Raw genomic sequence first — 14,748 nt, 5'->3', positions numbered from 1 at the left:
GTGACCGCCCGCAGAGCGGCCGTCTCGGTCGGGTAGTCGCCGCGCACCTCGGCGACCATGCGCACCGCACGACGGCGCAGCTCAAGCGGGTAACGGGAAGGTCGTGCCATGACCCGATCCATTCATGAAATCGAGCCTCCATCCGACCCGGGGCGGTTCACCCCTCCTGCGCGGCCAGGGAGAGGCGGGTTTCATGAACAACGACCAGATCAGCGTGCGCATGGTGGTGCTGCTGCTGGTGGGTGCGTTAACCGTCGTCGTCGCCCTGTATCACCCGGCGCTCGGAGCGGCGATCGGCATCGGCGTCGTCGTTGTCGCCCTGCTCAACGAGCTGATGGGCAGACAGTCCTCGGCCATCCAACCCCTGCGGACACGCGAGCGAGCCCGGACCGTATCGGTCCGGGCTCGCGGGCTGTTCCGGGGCGCGGCTGCTACAGCTCGAACTCGAGGTGTTCGATGTCGGTGAAGCGGACCTCCTCCAGGCTGCCGGCGCGGCGGCCGCCGTCCTGGAAGTACACCTCCTTGAGCGCTTCGGCCGCGATCTCCTGGAGGCGGGCGTCGCTGGCCCCCTGTTCCTGAGCGTCGAAGAGGCGGGCGGCGTACTGCGGGGGCAGCGCGACGGTCAGGTGCCGGATGCGGTCCTGGTCCGTCGACCCGATCGGCGCGGTGTAACCCATGCGGGCGCGGGCGTCGATGACGATGCCGCCGGTGGTCGCCGCCTTCACCTTGGCCTTGGCCCGGATCTGCGGCTGCCAGCGCTTCTTCACCTCACGCTCCAAGCGCGCGGCGAGGTCCGGGCGGGGCTTCTTGATCTGGTCCTTCACGTACCGCTCGACGGTGCGCTGGGAGACCCGCAGCGTCTGGGCGACCGCCTTCGTGCCCTTGAGCTGCTTGACCAGGTACCGCATCTGCGCGCCGGCCGACTTCGGTGCCGGGCGGGTGAACGCCTTGTGCACCGCCTTCTCCAGGCCGTCCCCGAACAGGCTCATCGTGGCCTACTCCTACTCTCCGTTGTCGACGTCGGTGACGGTGCCGTCCTTGATGTACCGGGCGAGGTTGAGCTCGGGGGCGTTGAACCGGTCGCGGACCTCCTCGCCCCACAGGACGGACTGGGTGCCCTCGTGCTTGACCAGGCCGGGGTTGATGCCGAGCTTGAAGCCGCCGGGCAGCGGCTTGCCGTCCCGGTAGGGCAGGAAGTCCAGCGGCGAGGGCCCGCCTGCCGCGTAGACGACGCAGTCGGACAGGATCGCGACCGGGTACCGGCCGGTGAACGCCGCGTGGCGGGCGATCTTGCGGTGCAGGTTGATCCGGGTGCGGGAGATGACCGCCGCCCGGATGTCGGGCCGCCACGTCGGGCGGGACAGGGCCCGCCACGGCCGGCCGGGCCGCCAGCCCTCGCCCCGGGGCCGCTCACGCAGCTTGCCCAGGCCGCCCTTCACCGTGGCCTTGATCGCCGAGATGACGAGTCCCAGCTCCGGGTCGCGGTCCTTGTAGCCGTCCATCGCGGCGAGGAAGTCGGCCGGGGAGAGGTCGGCGTCGACGCCGAGGTCGGCCATCGTGGCGAGGTAGGCGTCGCGCAGCCGCTGGTACCAGCCGTCCAGGTAGCGGCCGTTCTCGTACCGGACCCACGCCTCGATCGGGCGCACCTCGTAGCCGAGCTCCGCCGCGTACGCCACGGTCGGTGTCGCGTACCAGGCCGGCCCTTCCGGGCGCTCGCCCTTCGGCGTGAACGGGCTGGGCAGCAGGCTGCCGTCCAGCTCCAGCCACTCCTTGCCGACCTTCACGCGGGACAGGTCGACGTGGGACAGGTCGACCAGCCACGAGCCGGGCAGCTTCGGGTCGAAGACCGGGTTCTTGACGTGCGTCGCCTCGCCCAGGCCGACGTTCAGGCCGTTGGCGCCGGCGGCGAAGGCCATGTTGACGTCGATGCCGACCAGGTGGCGCAGGGTGCACTCGGCATCGGTCATCGGCCGCGCCCAGTCGTACGCCTCCTCGAACAGCTTCTCGCCGGGGCCGCGGACGTGGAAGCGCGGCAGGTCCTTGAGGACCGGGTGGCCGTCGGGGACCTCGCACGGCGGCCAGTTCATCGGGTCGATGGCGTCCTTGCCCAGCGAGCCGGGGTTGTGCTCGGAGTGCCGCTTCCCCGTCGCGTCCGGCTCGGAGGCGCGCGTCGGCGGGTGCAGGGCGGTCATCAGCTCCAGACCGGTCACCGCGGTTGATCCGCGCGGCGTCATCACCCGCGAGGCGTACACGCCCAGGACCCGGGCGAGCTCGGCCGGCGGGAGCTGCCCGGCCTCACCCCAGTGCCGGGTGTCCAGCGCGCTCCAGGAGGGGATGCACAGCTGGACGCAGGCCCGCTCAGAACCGGTGGCGGGGCGGTAGATCCTCGCCCACGGGCCGAAGCCGCGCTTGGTCAGCTTCCACTCCGCGCGCGCGAGCTGCTTGATGACCTTGTGGTCCTCCGGGATCCGCCCGGCGAGCCGCTCCTCCTCCGTGAGCGTGACGGGCAGGCCGTAGCGCTCCAGGGCGGCCTCGGTGAGCACGAGCAGCGGGTCGGCGTCCTTGCCCGGCCCGGACAGCTTGGGCTGACCGAGCTTGGCCTCGCGCAGCGTCCAGTCGACCAGTGCCGGGATGCTCTTGGCGGGCACGTCCAGGACCAGGCCGCCGACGCAGTACGCCAGCACTTTCCCGTCCTCGACATCGACGACCGCCAGCGGCCCGTTCTCGAACCGCGGATCGGCGGAGCCTGCCGGGGCACCGGCCGGGGCCGCCTTCTTCGCACCCGGGCGGCGCGACGTCGACGACGTCCTGGTGGTGCGCGCCGGACGAGGCGCGGCCGCCGGAGCAGCGGCGACAGGGGCAGGAGTCTGGGTGTTCTCGGTTGCAGTCATGGCCGCAGCCTCGGACGCCTCCCCTGTGGACAGAACCCGCGCTTCCGACGGGGCTGCCTTCTGCGTCCCAGGACGGCGCGACCTGGTGGGGCGAAGGGATTCGACTACTTCGTCGTTCAGGGACTCCGGAACCTCTGGCATTTCGCCTGCCGAGTCGGGCGCGCTGGTGAACGTGGCAGGTACCGGGGCAGCCGACTCTTTCGGCGTTGCGGGTGCGGGGTAGAGCTCCGCGAGCTGCTTGAGCAGCCGTGCGTACGCCTCACGCTCGGGGCCGCGCGGCTCGGTCGGCTTCTTCGTCGACTCCCAGGCGGACACCGTGGCCCGGCGCACCTTCAGCGCGGCGGCGACTTCGTCCAGCGTCAGGCCGTGCGCGGTGCGCAGCCGCTTGCGCTCCTCCGCCGGCGGCAGCGGAGAGCGGGACGCGACCAGCGCGTCGACCGCGTCGAACAGCTCGGACATGGAACACCTCCTGACCTACACCCTACCTTATTAACCGTAAGAATTGCGTACTTTTACCGTACGAATGCCGTACGAAGTGTGTTGGACCGGGTGTTCTGGCCGGATTGGTGGTTTGTTCTCACGAACGCGCACCGACCCGAGGCGCTGGTCACTACCGTCGTGACCATGGCGAAGGGGAGGATGTCCATCGGCCCCGCGGACTGAGCGATGCGGGTGGTGCTGTGGCTGTACGCGCTCGTGAGCGTCCCGCTGTACCTGTGGTTCCTGCACCACATGGGCGACCGCCGGGGCCAGCAGCTGCCCGCCGACGACGACCTGCGCTTCTGGCTGCCGATCGTCGTCCCGCTCGCCGCTTTCAGCTTCACCACGATCTCCAGCACCTCCTGGTGGTACAGCACCGAGGACCACCCGTTCCCTTGAGCTGAACCGCCCCGGTTCGGTAGAGATGGGTCTGCCAAACGTTCGGCTCTGTCCCACATTCGGTGGCGACGGACAGCAACGGCGGCGACGGACAGGCCACCGATCACGAACACGCAGGTCCGTGCACCACAGCAGTAGCTCCCCAGGGGCGACCGATCGGCTCGGCGCCTGTCCGTGAGAGCGTGGCGCGACAACCTCGGCGCCTCCGATGTGGTGCCGTCCGTTGCGGAGCATCGAGGCCAGGGCACCGCCCTCACCCTTTGCAAGACAGAGGTGCCCCGTACTCATAACCTGTCACCGCCGAATGTGGGGCAGAGCCGCTGATTTCACACCTCGTGCCGGACCGGGTGGGCGGGGCCGTCACACCGTGACGACGATCTTCCCCTGGGTGTGGCCGCGTTCGATGTCGCGGTGCGCTCGGGCGATCTCCTCCAGTGGGTAGACCGCGGCGATGTGGGGCAGGTACGCGCCCCGACTGCCCAGTGCGGCGCCGGCCGCGAGCACCGCGGGGTCGTTCTCCGCGTAGAGGTGCCGGACCCCGAGTTCGCCCGCGCGGGTGGCGTCGGCGACCGTCACGACACGGTCCGGGCCGCCGGCCAGGGCGACCAGGTCCGGAAGCGAGCCGGAGGCGGCCAGGTCCACGACAGCGTCCACCCCGGCCGGGGCGAGGCCGCGCACCCGGTCGGCCAGGCCCTCCCCGTACGCGGTGGGCAGTGCGCCCAGGGTGCGCAGATAGGCGTGCTTGCCGGGGCTCGACGTGCCGATGACGGTGGCTCCGCGGGCCAGTGCCATCGCCACGGCGGCGCCGCCCACGCCACCGGCTGCCCCTTCGATCAGCAGTGTGCGGCCGGACAGGTCGCCGAGAGCGTCGAGCGCCGGGCCCGCGGTGGCGAGGGCGAGTCCTGCGCCCGCGGCCTGCTCCGTGGTCCAGGTGTCCGGGACAGCGGCCCAGGCGGACAGCGTGGCGTACTCGGCACTCGCCCCGAAGAGGCCGCCGAGGCCGAACACCCGGTCGCCGGGGGCGACGCCGGTGACGCCCGCACCGATCTCGTCCACCACACCGGCGGCGTCACGGCCCGGAATCACCGGGAAGTCGACCGGGAACAGGGAGCGGGCCTCTCCTGAACGGATCTTCCAGTCCACCGGGTTGACGCTCGCGGCGGTGACCTTGATGCGGACCTCACCGGGGCCGGCGTGCGGTTCGGGGGCCTCTTCGATGACGAGGATGTCGGCAGGGCCGTAGTCGTGGTAGCGGGCGGCACGCATGGGAGCTCCTTCGGCAGTGGATTAACTTGCGGTGGAAACTAACCTAGCGCCTATAATTTTCCACCGCAAATACCTCTGTGTAACTTACCGTGGAAACTGTCGGCGCGCTACGATCGGGCACGTGGAAGCGAACGACGAGCTGACGCCGGCCGAGACGGAGACCTGGGAGTCGCTGCTGTCCGTGCTGCTGTGGCTCCCGGCCGCGCTGGAAGGACGGCTCAAGCGGCAAGGGCTGAGCCACCACGAGTTCCTGATCCTGTGGTGTCTGACGCAGCACGGCGAGCGCACGATGGGATCCCTCGCGGAGCTGTCCCGTGTCACCCCGTCGCACCTGTCCCGCATCGCTTCACGGCTGGAGGGGCAGGGCTGGCTCCTGCGTGAACAGGACCCCGCCGACGCCCGCGTCACGACCGCGTCCCTGACGGAGGCGGGAGCGCTGAAGTACACGGAGGCGGCACCCCTCTACCGCACCGTCCTGCGCGAGCATGTCTTCGGCCGGCTTACCGAGGAGCAGTCGCGGCAGCTCGGCTCCATCGCCGCCTCCGTCGCACGGTCCCTCGACAGCCGCGCGAACTGAACCGCGGGGCGGCCGACCGCCACAGACCGGCACGGTTCTCACAGCCGGAACACGCCTTATCGAGCAGGCGTCCGCCGCCTGGAACCAGGCAACAGGCCACATGGGCGATATACGGCCCAAAAGCATCAACCGATGCCACGACCACGGCCTCCGCCGCGCCACCGAACTCAACGAACACGCCGGACTCCGGCCCTGCCTGACCGCGGAACCGGATCCCATGGCCGGTGGAGTTTCCCCGTGATCGGGCACTACGCGGCCAAGAAGGTACGTGTGGAGCACCTGTGCACGGTCGCTGACGGCGTGTTCGACCTCAAGGACAGCAGTATGGGAGATGCGTCGCCGCTTGCCTGATACCCAGGATGGCCGTGGGCATCCCTGACCCCCGGCGAGGAACGTTCCGGGCCCTCACGGCCCCGTCATTCGTCTCAGCCATGACGCAGCACGATCCGAGGAGACCTTTTCATGGTGAACACCCCCACGGTCATCGAGTGGGACGGCGCCGCGGCCACACGGCTGCGCAACGCGGTCGGCGGACAGGTCCTCGTTCCCGGTGATGCTGGTTACGAACAGGCCCGCACCGTCTACCTGGGTGGGATGGACCAGCGGCCGGCCATGATCGCGCAGCCGTCCGACGCCGATGATGTGGCCCGGATCGTCATGTTCGCCCGGGACCACGGGCTGCCGCTGACCGTCAAGGGCGGCGGACACAGCCTCTTCTGCCTCAGCGACGGTCTGGTCCTCGACACCTCGGCGCTGAACAGCCTGGAGATCGACCCCGAGGCCCGGACGGCCTGGGCCGGGGCCGGTCTGAACGCGGGCGAGTACGGCAAGGAGGTGGCCGAGCACGGCCTGGTCACCGGCTTCGGCGACACGGGCAGCGTGGGTCTGGGCGGCATCACCGTCGGTGGCGGCATCGGCTACCTGGTCCGCAAGTACGGCCTGACCATCGATGACCTGCTGGCCGCCGAGGTGGTCACGGCCGACGGGACCGTGCGCCTGGTCGACTCCGAGAACGAGCCGGATCTGTTCTGGGCGATCCGCGGCGGCGGCGGCAACTTCGGCGTGGTCACCCGGCTGAAGTTCCGGCTGCACGAGCTGCCGACCGTCACCGGCGGCATGCTGATCATGCCCGCCACCCCGGAGATCATCGCCGGATTCGTCATAGCCGCGGACGAAGCCCCCGAAGAGCTGTCGACCATCGCCAACGTGATGCCGTCGCCGCCGATGCCGTTCGTCCCCGAGGAACTGCACGGCACGCCGATCATCCTGGCGACCCTGGTCTACGCGGGCGAGGGCGAGGAGGCCGAGAAGGCCCTGGCCCCGTTCCGCGAGCTGGCCACGCCGATCGCCGACATGATCCGGGCGATGCCGTACACGGGTGTGTATCCGCCCGAGGACGAGGACTTCCACCCGGTCGCCGCCGCCCGAAGCCTGCTCACCGACGACTTCGGCCTGGACGACGCGACGCTGGTCCTGGAGCGGGTGGCATCCTCGACGGCCGTCATGCCGGCGGTCCAGATCCGGGTGCTCGGCGGTGCGATGGCCCGAGTGCCCTCGGAAGCGACGGCGTTCGCGCACCGCGATCGCAGAATCCTGGTCAACGTCGCCGCCATGTACACCGACCCTGCCGAGGCGGAGTCGCACACCCGCTGGGCGGACGAACTGGCGGCCGCTTTGCAGAAGGGCGGGCCGGGCGTGTACGTCAACTTCCTCGCCGAGGACAGCGAGGCCCGCGTCCGGGATGCCTACCCGGAGGGCACCTGGGATCGGCTTCGGGCGATCAAGCGCACATACGACCCGACCAACGTCTTCCGTGTCAACAGCAACATCCCGCCGGCCGACGAGTCCCGCTGACCCCGGCAGGCCCACGAACCATGCGCACGCAGACCGGGCGACGGCAGCCCGGCGAGGAAAGGACCGGATCGTGATGACAGAGGCCGCCCCACGTGCGGGGCGCCGGGAGTGGATGGGCCTGGCCATCCTGGCCCTGACGGCCACTCTCGTCTCCTTCGACGTGTTCGTGCTGTTGCTGGCGCTGCCCCAGCTCAGTTCCGACCTCGGCGCGAGCAGTACCGAACAGCTCTGGATCATGGACATGTACGGGTTCATGGTCGGCGGCTTCCTCATCACCATGGGCACCCTGGGCGACCGCATCGGCCGCCGCAGACTCCTCCTCGTCGGCGCCGCCGTCTTCGGGCTGGCCAGCCTGCTGGCCGCTTTCGCGCCCACGCCGGAGATCCTCATCGCCGCCCGTGTCCTCCTGGGCATCTCCGGCGCCACCCTCGCCCCCAGTTCCCTCGCTCTCATCAGCAACATGTTCCGCGACCCCAAGCAGATGGGCGTCGCCATCGGCATCTGGGCCGGAGGCTTCTCAGTCGGCGCGATCGTCGGCCCGATCGCGGGCGGCGTGCTGCTCAACCACTTCTGGTGGGGCTCTGCCTTCCTGATCGGCGTCCCCGTCATGGCCCTGCTGCTCGCGCTCGGCCCGGTGCTGCTGCCCGAGTACAAGGCCCCGCAGGCCGGACGGCTTGACCTGCCCAGCGTCGCTCTCTCCCTCGCCGCCGTCCTGCCCTTCGTCTACGGCCTGAAGGAGACCGCCCGCCAGGGCCTCGCCCCTCTTCCTCTCCTCGCCCTCGTCGCCGGAATCCTCGTCGGCGTCCTCTTCGTCCGGCGCCAGAAGACCCTCCGCGACCCTCTGCTCGACCTGAGGCTGTTCGGCGACACCTCGTTCAGCACCGCGGTGGTGAGCATGCTCCTGTACAGCATGCTCACCGGCACCGCGATGCTGTTCATCACCCAGTACTTCCAGGCTGTGGAGGGGATGACGCCGCTCGCCTCGGGCCTCGGGCTGCTGCCCGGCATGGCGGCCTCGATCGCGGGCATCACCGTGTCGCCGATCCTGGCCCGCCGGATCCGGCCCGCCTACCTCATCGCGGGCGGCCTTGCCCTGGTGGTCACCGGGTTCGTCCTGATGCTCGGGGCGGAGCCGGGTTCCGGCACGGTGTGGCTGGTGGTCGGCTGGACGCTCAACGGGCTCGGCGGCGGGCCGCTCGTCTCCCTCGGAACCAACCTGGTGGTCGGCTCCGCCCCGCCGGAAAAGGCCGGTGCCGCCGGGTCGATCTCCCAGACCGGCAACGAATTCGGCTATGGGCTGGGCATCGCCGTCGTCGGTACCCTCGGCACGGCCGTCTACCGGCACGTGGTCGCCGGAACGCTGCCCGCGGGCCTGCCCGCATCGGCCGTGGACAGCGCCCGGGAGAGCGTGGCCGGCGCCGCTTCCGCAGTCCGCACGCTGCCTGAGGGACTCGCGGCCGGACTGAGTGACGCGGCGTCGAAAGCGTACGTCACCGGCCTGCACACCGTCGTGGGTCTCACCGCCGTCCTCCTGACCGGGGTGGCCGTCCTCATCGCGGTCGTCCTGCGCCACGTGCCGCCGCTCGGCGCGCCGGACACGGAGGCGCCCGTGGCGGAGCCCCCTGGAGAGACCACCTCCGAGGCCCGGCCCGATCCCGCCTCGGCGAGCTGAGACGGCGGAGCGGTTCGGCTCCACCCGCTCCCGGATCCCGCGCTCGGCCGGCCAGGCTCACGCTCCTGTGCGCCTGGCCGGAACCGGATGCCGTGATCGTGCCCGGTCCGCTCTCCCTGCGGCACCCTTCGGCTCGCCGGGCCCCGCCCTCAGGGCCCCGGCGAGCCGAACCGGGGGCCCGCACGATGACGGCGGGGGAAAATCCTGATCCGGACGGTCAGGGCCTGCCGACCGAGCGGGACGGTCTGACGGCGGCCGAACTACGGCGGGCGCTGTTCCCGAGACCGTTCGGCACGCCGCGCCGCGGCCGTCGGTTCACGCGGCCGAACAGCCCGGTGCTATGTCTCCGCGGAACAGGCCCTCGGGGTCGACGCGGGCGCGGACCCGGTCGACGGCGAGGACCGTCTCGGACGTCAGGTGCCCCTGGGGCTGCTCCAGGCCCGCGACGAATGTCGGAGCGGTCCGGCCGGTGTCCCATGGGCCGAGGTGAGTCCGGACTTCGGCACAGTGCGCGCGGATCTCCTCCTCAGTACCGCCGAAGCCGGGCACTCCGGCCCCGGAGTATGCGAAGTGGGCGTCCAGCCGGCCGAGTGCGCCGGAGCCCGCGGGAGCCTCGGCAAGACTACCGCCGAGCTGCCGCAGTTCGGCGACGGTGAGCGCGCTGCGGGGCCGGTCGACAGTGGCACGCAGGAAGGCGGCGACGCCCTCGTCGCCGAGCTCGCCCAGGAGCAGGTGGTCGCCGAGCACCGGCACGGGCTCGGGCGGGTCCATGTGAGTCTCCGGCACAGCGAGGGGCCCGGCCTCGTGCCAGGTGTCCATGAGGGGGGCGGTGGCCGCGCGCAGTGGGCCGAGCAGGTCCGCCGCCTGACGGCGGGCCGTGTCCAGGTCCTCCGTACCCGGGGCGATGACGACACCGTCCAGGCACACGACGGGGCCTGCCCTGAGCACCGCGGGGACTTCGGGGAGGCTGGGCAGGTTCATCACACGGACCGAGGTGGTGACCTCGCGCGGGGCGCGCGCGGTCCACGCGCGCCAGATCGGCAGTAGCCGTTCGGCGTTCGCGGCGGGCCAGAAGGCCGCGCCGGTCACCACTCCCGCGACCGGGAAGAGGGCCACCTCGACCGCTGTGACGACACCGAGGCCGCCGCCGCCTCCGCGCAGCGCATGGAACAGCTCAGGATCGTGCGTCGCGTCGACCCGGCGCAACTCGCCGTCGGCGGTCACGAGTTCGACCGCCCGCACGCTGTTGGCGGCCAGGCCCGTGTGGCGTGCGTACATGCTCAGGCCGCCGCCCAGGAGGTAGCCGACAGCCCCTACGGTGGGGGAGGAGCCGTGCGGCGCGGCCAGGCCGTGGGGGGCGGCCGCCTCGACCACCGCTCCCCAGCGGGTGCCGGCGGGAACCCTCGCGATCCCGCGCTGCGGATCCACCACGACCTCCTCGGCGAGTTCGGTGCGGATGAGCAGGGCGTGGTCCATGGGGCGCGCGGTTGCGGCGGCGTGTCCGGTCGCATGGACCCGCACGCCCAGCCCAGCGGTGCGGGCGTGGTCGATCGCGGCGCGGATCTCCTCGGCGGAGCGCGCGGTGACGGCGACCGCGGGGGCCACCGGGGCGGAGAGGTTGAACACCCGGGTGGCCGCCCGGTACGCGGCCTCGCCGCGCCGTGCGAGGGCTACGGGGTGCTCGCCGGCAGTGGTCATGGTGGGTTCCTCCGGCGTCGGATCGGTGGGGAGGAGGCAGCGGGCGGCCGGTCCGCCGGGGAGGAGGACCGGCCGTGGCACGGAGCCGGGGGCTGCTCCCCACGGCGTACCGCCGGAGGGAGCGCCGGGCGCCATGAGAGCGCCGGCAGACCTTTCCCGCCACAGCGCTAGGCGGCGCGTTCGGCGGTTATGAAGACGAAGGAGCCGGTGCCCGACTGATGACGGATGGTCAGGCCCGCGTCGGCGAGCCAGCCGCGAATCTGCTCCGGTTCGAACAGGAGCATTCCGGCGGGACGGCTGGGGAAGTAGTGCGCCCCCTGGAAGTAACGGTCGACCGGGTCGTCGGCCCAGCGGAAGGTGAGCAGGGTGAGCGTGCCACCCGGCTTGAGAACGCGGCCGATCTCGGCGATGGCGGTGTCGGCCTGCTCGGGGAACGCCTGCAGAGCGTTCCAGCAGTTGACGGCGCCGAGGCTGGCGTCGGCGTAGGGCAGGGTGAGCGCACTGGCCACGACGGCGGGCACCTGGGGCAGCGCGCGGCGCAGCGCGGTGAGCATGGGCAGGCCCAGGTCCTGGGCGATCAGTCGCTCGGTGCCGACGGCACCCTCCAGGACGGCCGTCCAGCGGCCGGCTCCGGCGCACAGGTCGAGCACGGGCCCGTCGACGGGCCGGGTGTGCGTGCGGAGGTAGGCGTCCTCGTCGGCCGGAGTGACGGCGTCGTCCCAGTTGAGTCCGGCGATCCGGAGGAACGCGGGACGCAGCACCGTCTCGTAGTAGACGCCCATGCTCGGCATGGCGGCCAGCTTCTGCAACAAGTCGGCGGTGTCGTCCTCTTCGGACGCCTGGGATTGGGTCGTGCCCCGGGAGAGGTCGAGCAGGCCCCGGGCGAGGGGGAAGGATGCGGTGCAGGAGGTGCAGCGGACACCGTCGGCGCAGTCGAGCCGCCCGGCGCAGGACGGGCAGCGCAGGGCGTCGGCGTGGCGGGCGAACGCCTCGGGTCCCAGTTCGCCGGCGGTGGTGGCCGTCACGGCGGGTGCCGGGTAGGAGGTCTCGTTCACGGAGCCGTGGCGGACAGCCCAGTAGGCCCGCATGCCCGCGTAGGCGAGAACGGTTCGGGTGTCGTTGTCCCAGTTGGCGGCGGTCTGCTCGGGTGTGAGCGTCCTGATCCACTCCTGGTCGAAGCTTCGCTCGTCGTCGTTGAGGTTCCACGCGGCGGGCGAGGGCCAGCAGCGGCCGAGGTCGGGGGCGTGCGGGTCGAGCGGACGGAGCGTGCGCTCCAGGCGCGTGAGGTCGTGCTCGTCGAGGGCGAGTTCCTCGGTGCTGGCCGCGGCCAGCACGCGCACCCGGTCCTCCGGGAAGTGCGCCAGCAGATAGACCAGAGCGAGGGTCAGGGGGGTGGCTGGGCCGCTGCGGCCGAGGAGCTCCAGGTAGCGGTCGAGACCCTGGCGGACGGCGGCGCGGACCGGCCCGTCACCGGCCGGGTGATCGCGGTACTCGGACTCGGCGAGCAGGCCGAGGAGGACGGTCAGGTAGCCCGTGCGCCGGGCGTCGCCCTCGTCGAGCGCCGCGACGAGCTCGGGGATCCGGTCCGCGGCGCCGTCCACCGGTCCCCCGGGAGACCACACGGCGCCGGCCAGGCGTAGGAACTCCTCCCCCAGCCGCTCGCCCGGGGCCTGGGAAAAGGCGCCGAGGAGGTCGGCGGCCGTCGGGGGGGTCGGCGGGTGGCTCATGTGCGGATCCCTTCTCTGGCTGGGGCGGGCGCCGGGTGCCGGGCCGACTCGGTGATGTCCGCGAGCCGTGCGGACACCACACGGGCGATCTCCGCCGTGTTCCCGGGCTCGGTCAGATAGAAGTGGCCGCCGGGCAGTATCCGGAGGGTGCCGGGGCCGGTGGTATGCCGCGCCCACGCGCGGGCCTCGTCGGGTGTGACGAGCGGGTCGGCGTCCCCCAGGAAGACGGTGACCGGACAACTCAGCAGGTGTCCTGGGTCGGTGTACGTCTCGAAGGCCCGGTAGTCGCCGCGGATCGCCGGCAGCATCAGGCGCAGCAGGGACTCCTCGACGGACGAGCGGGCCGGCGTGCCGCTGAGCCGGTCGAGCTCGGCGAGGATGCCGTCGTCGTCGCGCAGGTGGACCCCGCCGTGGCGGTGGCGCGAAGGCGCGAGCATCGCCGAGGCGAAGAGGTGCACCGGTGCCGGTCCGGTGGCCTGGAGGCGGGCGGCGACCTCGTACCCGAGGAGTGCACCGAGGCTGTGGCCGAAGAGGGCCAGCGGCGCGTCCCGCAGCGGGCCGAGACAGGCGGCGATGTGGCCGGCCATCAGTCTCAGGTCCCCCAGGGGAAGTTCGGCCAGTCGGTCGTGGCGGCCGGGGTACTGGGCGGCCAGCACCTCCGTCCCGGGGCCGAGGGCCTCGGCGAGTGGCAGGTAGGCGTGGGCGGAGCCGCCCGCGTGGGGCAGGCACACCAGGCGGACCGCTCCGGGGGGAGCGGTCCGCAGCGTGCGGATCCAGCTCACCGCACGATCGTCTCGACGCTGGGTCCGGCGGATGCCTTGCCGAGACGCTCGCGCAGCCGCATGGCGGGGGCCTCGACGAGGTAGTAGCTGGCCGTGGCCAGGACGATCGATCCGCCGAGGGTGACGGCGATCAGCTCCAGGAAGCTGCCTCTCGGCATCAGGTCACCGCGCCAGAAGTAGATGATGGCGATGTGCCAGAGGTACAGGCCGTAGGAGATGCGGCCGAGGAAGCGCATCACGGGGTTGCTCATGACCGCGACGACGAAGCGTGAGGGGGTCGGCACGGTGACCGGGGCGACGAGGAGGAGACCGAAGAGCGTGTAGAGGAAGTGCTCGGTCATACCGCCGGCCATCGACGGGTAGTCCGCGTATCCGGGCTCACCGATCGGCCGGACACAGGCCACGACGTAGACGCCCGCCGCGAGACCCCAGCACCAGAGCGGGTTGTTCTGCACGAAGCGGTAGAAGGCCGGGACACGGTCGGGGGCGACCTCGGCCCCCGCGGAGAGCGCGGCCAGACCCATACCGACGGCGATGAACCCGAGCCACTTCGGCGGCCACTCGTTCTGGATGGGGTAGACGCCCATGGAGGGCAGGAAGGTGTACCAGGCGTACACGAAGCCGATGACGACGAGCGGGCTCAGGCCCCACAGGATGCGGCGGACACGAACGCCCGGGTCGGAGGCCGAGCGGGCGAACCGGTTGAGGGCCCAGGCCAGGAGCGGCAGCACGGCGTAAAACGCGACCTCGGTGGCCAGGGTCCAGGTCTGCTCCAATCCCTGGCCGACGAGGCGGGCCTCAAGCTGGTAGACCTGCAGCAGAAGTACGGGGCGGATGATCTGCCACAGGCTGTGCACACCGTCGCGGTTGAGGGTGAGCAGCGCGACGGCGACGAGCACCCAGTAAGCGGGCAGGGTGCGCAGCGCACGGCGCCAGAAGTAGGGCTTGATCTCCGGCTTGGGAGTGCCGGCGATGGTGGCGAGGGCGAAGGGCCGGTACAGCAGCATGCCCGAGAGTACGAAGAAGATGGGCAGGCTCACGTGGAGCTGTTGGAGCATGACGCCGAGGAACCCGTTGGGCTCCTGGTCCATGAACCCGACCATGCCGGAACTGAACGCGACGTGCGTGAAGAGCACTCCCATGGCCGCGAGCCCGCGCATTCCCTCGAGCTCCGGGAAGAACCGGCGCCGGGTGCTGCGGGTGCTGCTGACGGCCTCGGAAGAGTTGGACGTGGTGATGGCCACCGGACCGACCCCCTGATCAGCGAAAGGATGGGGCCCAGCCTCTCGGCGGGCGTCCCTCCCCGCATCTTTGGGATTGCGGTGTTCCGGTGGCGCGCGGCACGACGACGGGGAGGGGGGGGGGGGGGGGGGGGGGGGGGGGGGGGGGGGGGGGGGGGGGG

At 71.5% G+C, this 14,748-nt stretch carries 12 protein-coding genes; 5 read left to right on the top strand and 7 right to left on the bottom strand.

Going from position 1 to position 14,748, the window contains the following annotated elements; all coding sequences use genetic code 11:
- Positions 1-193 precede the first annotated feature (193 nt).
- Positions 194-466: a hypothetical protein gene (locus LJ221_RS10270; RefSeq protein ID WP_241715572.1), complete on the top strand. Its 273-nt coding sequence runs from the start codon at positions 194-196 to the stop codon at positions 464-466.
- Here LJ221_RS10270 and LJ221_RS10265 read toward each other — a convergent pair.
- Together LJ221_RS10265 and LJ221_RS10260 are read right to left on the bottom strand one after the other, a co-directional pair.
- Entirely contained in the window at positions 432-989 is a 558-nt protein-coding gene (locus LJ221_RS10265; RefSeq protein WP_241715570.1) for an XRE family transcriptional regulator, read from the bottom strand. The genes LJ221_RS10270 and LJ221_RS10265 overlap by 35 nt on opposite strands.
- A gap of 12 nt (positions 990-1,001) precedes the next feature.
- Positions 1,002-3,350 carry a DNA-binding transcriptional regulator gene (locus LJ221_RS10260; protein ID WP_241715568.1) on the bottom strand — a complete coding sequence of 783 codons (2,349 nt, stop codon included), beginning with the start codon at positions 3,348-3,350 and terminating at the stop codon, positions 1,002-1,004.
- Positions 3,351-3,557: 207 nt separating this feature from the next.
- Between LJ221_RS10260 and LJ221_RS10255 the strand changes: the two genes are divergently transcribed.
- Entirely contained in the window at positions 3,558-3,770 is a 213-nt protein-coding gene (locus LJ221_RS10255; protein ID WP_241715566.1) for a hypothetical protein, read from the top strand.
- A 360-nt stretch (positions 3,771-4,130) separates the two neighbouring features.
- On the opposite strand, the gene LJ221_RS10250 is transcribed toward LJ221_RS10255, so the two are convergent.
- Positions 4,131-5,036: an NADP-dependent oxidoreductase gene (locus tag LJ221_RS10250; RefSeq protein ID WP_241715564.1), complete on the bottom strand. Its 906-nt coding sequence runs from the start codon at positions 5,034-5,036 to the stop codon at positions 4,131-4,133.
- 121 nt (positions 5,037-5,157) lie between these two features.
- Here LJ221_RS10250 and LJ221_RS10245 point away from each other — a divergent pair, with 121 nt between their 5' ends.
- The 3 genes from LJ221_RS10245 to LJ221_RS10235 all read left to right on the top strand — a co-directional run bounded on the left by LJ221_RS10245 (position 5,158) and on the right by LJ221_RS10235 (position 9,139).
- On the top strand, positions 5,158-5,613 hold the full coding sequence (locus tag LJ221_RS10245; RefSeq protein WP_241715562.1) for a MarR family transcriptional regulator: 456 nt from the start codon (positions 5,158-5,160) through the stop codon (positions 5,611-5,613).
- A 462-nt stretch (positions 5,614-6,075) separates the two neighbouring features.
- Positions 6,076-7,467, top strand: coding sequence for an FAD-binding oxidoreductase (locus LJ221_RS10240; protein ID WP_241715560.1), 1,392 nt, complete (start codon positions 6,076-6,078; stop codon positions 7,465-7,467).
- Positions 7,468-7,540: 73 nt separating this feature from the next.
- Complete coding sequence (locus LJ221_RS10235) at positions 7,541-9,139, top strand: MFS transporter (protein WP_241715557.1); 1,599 nt, start codon at positions 7,541-7,543, stop codon at positions 9,137-9,139.
- A 315-nt stretch (positions 9,140-9,454) separates the two neighbouring features.
- Here the strand turns inward: LJ221_RS10235 and LJ221_RS10230 are convergent, their stop codons facing one another.
- The 4 genes from LJ221_RS10230 to LJ221_RS10215 all read right to left on the bottom strand — a co-directional run bounded on the left by LJ221_RS10230 (position 9,455) and on the right by LJ221_RS10215 (position 14,590).
- Complete coding sequence (locus LJ221_RS10230; RefSeq protein ID WP_241715556.1) at positions 9,455-10,837, bottom strand: FAD-binding oxidoreductase; 1,383 nt, start codon at positions 10,835-10,837, stop codon at positions 9,455-9,457.
- Between the two features lie 167 nt (positions 10,838-11,004).
- Positions 11,005-12,564 (bottom strand): class I SAM-dependent methyltransferase, encoded by a 1,560-nt coding sequence (locus LJ221_RS10225; protein WP_241715555.1) that lies wholly within the window; start codon positions 12,562-12,564, stop codon positions 11,005-11,007.
- Positions 12,561-13,346 carry a thioesterase II family protein gene (locus LJ221_RS10220; RefSeq protein ID WP_241715554.1) on the bottom strand — a complete coding sequence of 262 codons (786 nt, stop codon included), beginning with the start codon at positions 13,344-13,346 and terminating at the stop codon, positions 12,561-12,563. The genes LJ221_RS10225 and LJ221_RS10220 overlap by 4 nt, the downstream gene beginning before the upstream one ends.
- Positions 13,343-14,590 (bottom strand): acyltransferase, encoded by a 1,248-nt coding sequence (locus tag LJ221_RS10215; protein WP_241715553.1) that lies wholly within the window; start codon positions 14,588-14,590, stop codon positions 13,343-13,345. The genes LJ221_RS10220 and LJ221_RS10215 overlap by 4 nt, the downstream gene beginning before the upstream one ends.
- Positions 14,591-14,748 lie beyond the last annotated feature (158 nt).

Origin of the sequence: Streptomyces sp. CNQ085, from assembly GCF_022614595.1 — a bacterium.
Classification (GTDB): domain Bacteria; phylum Actinomycetota; class Actinomycetes; order Streptomycetales; family Streptomycetaceae; genus Streptomyces.
This window is presented reverse-complemented; position numbering and strand designations above follow the sequence as displayed.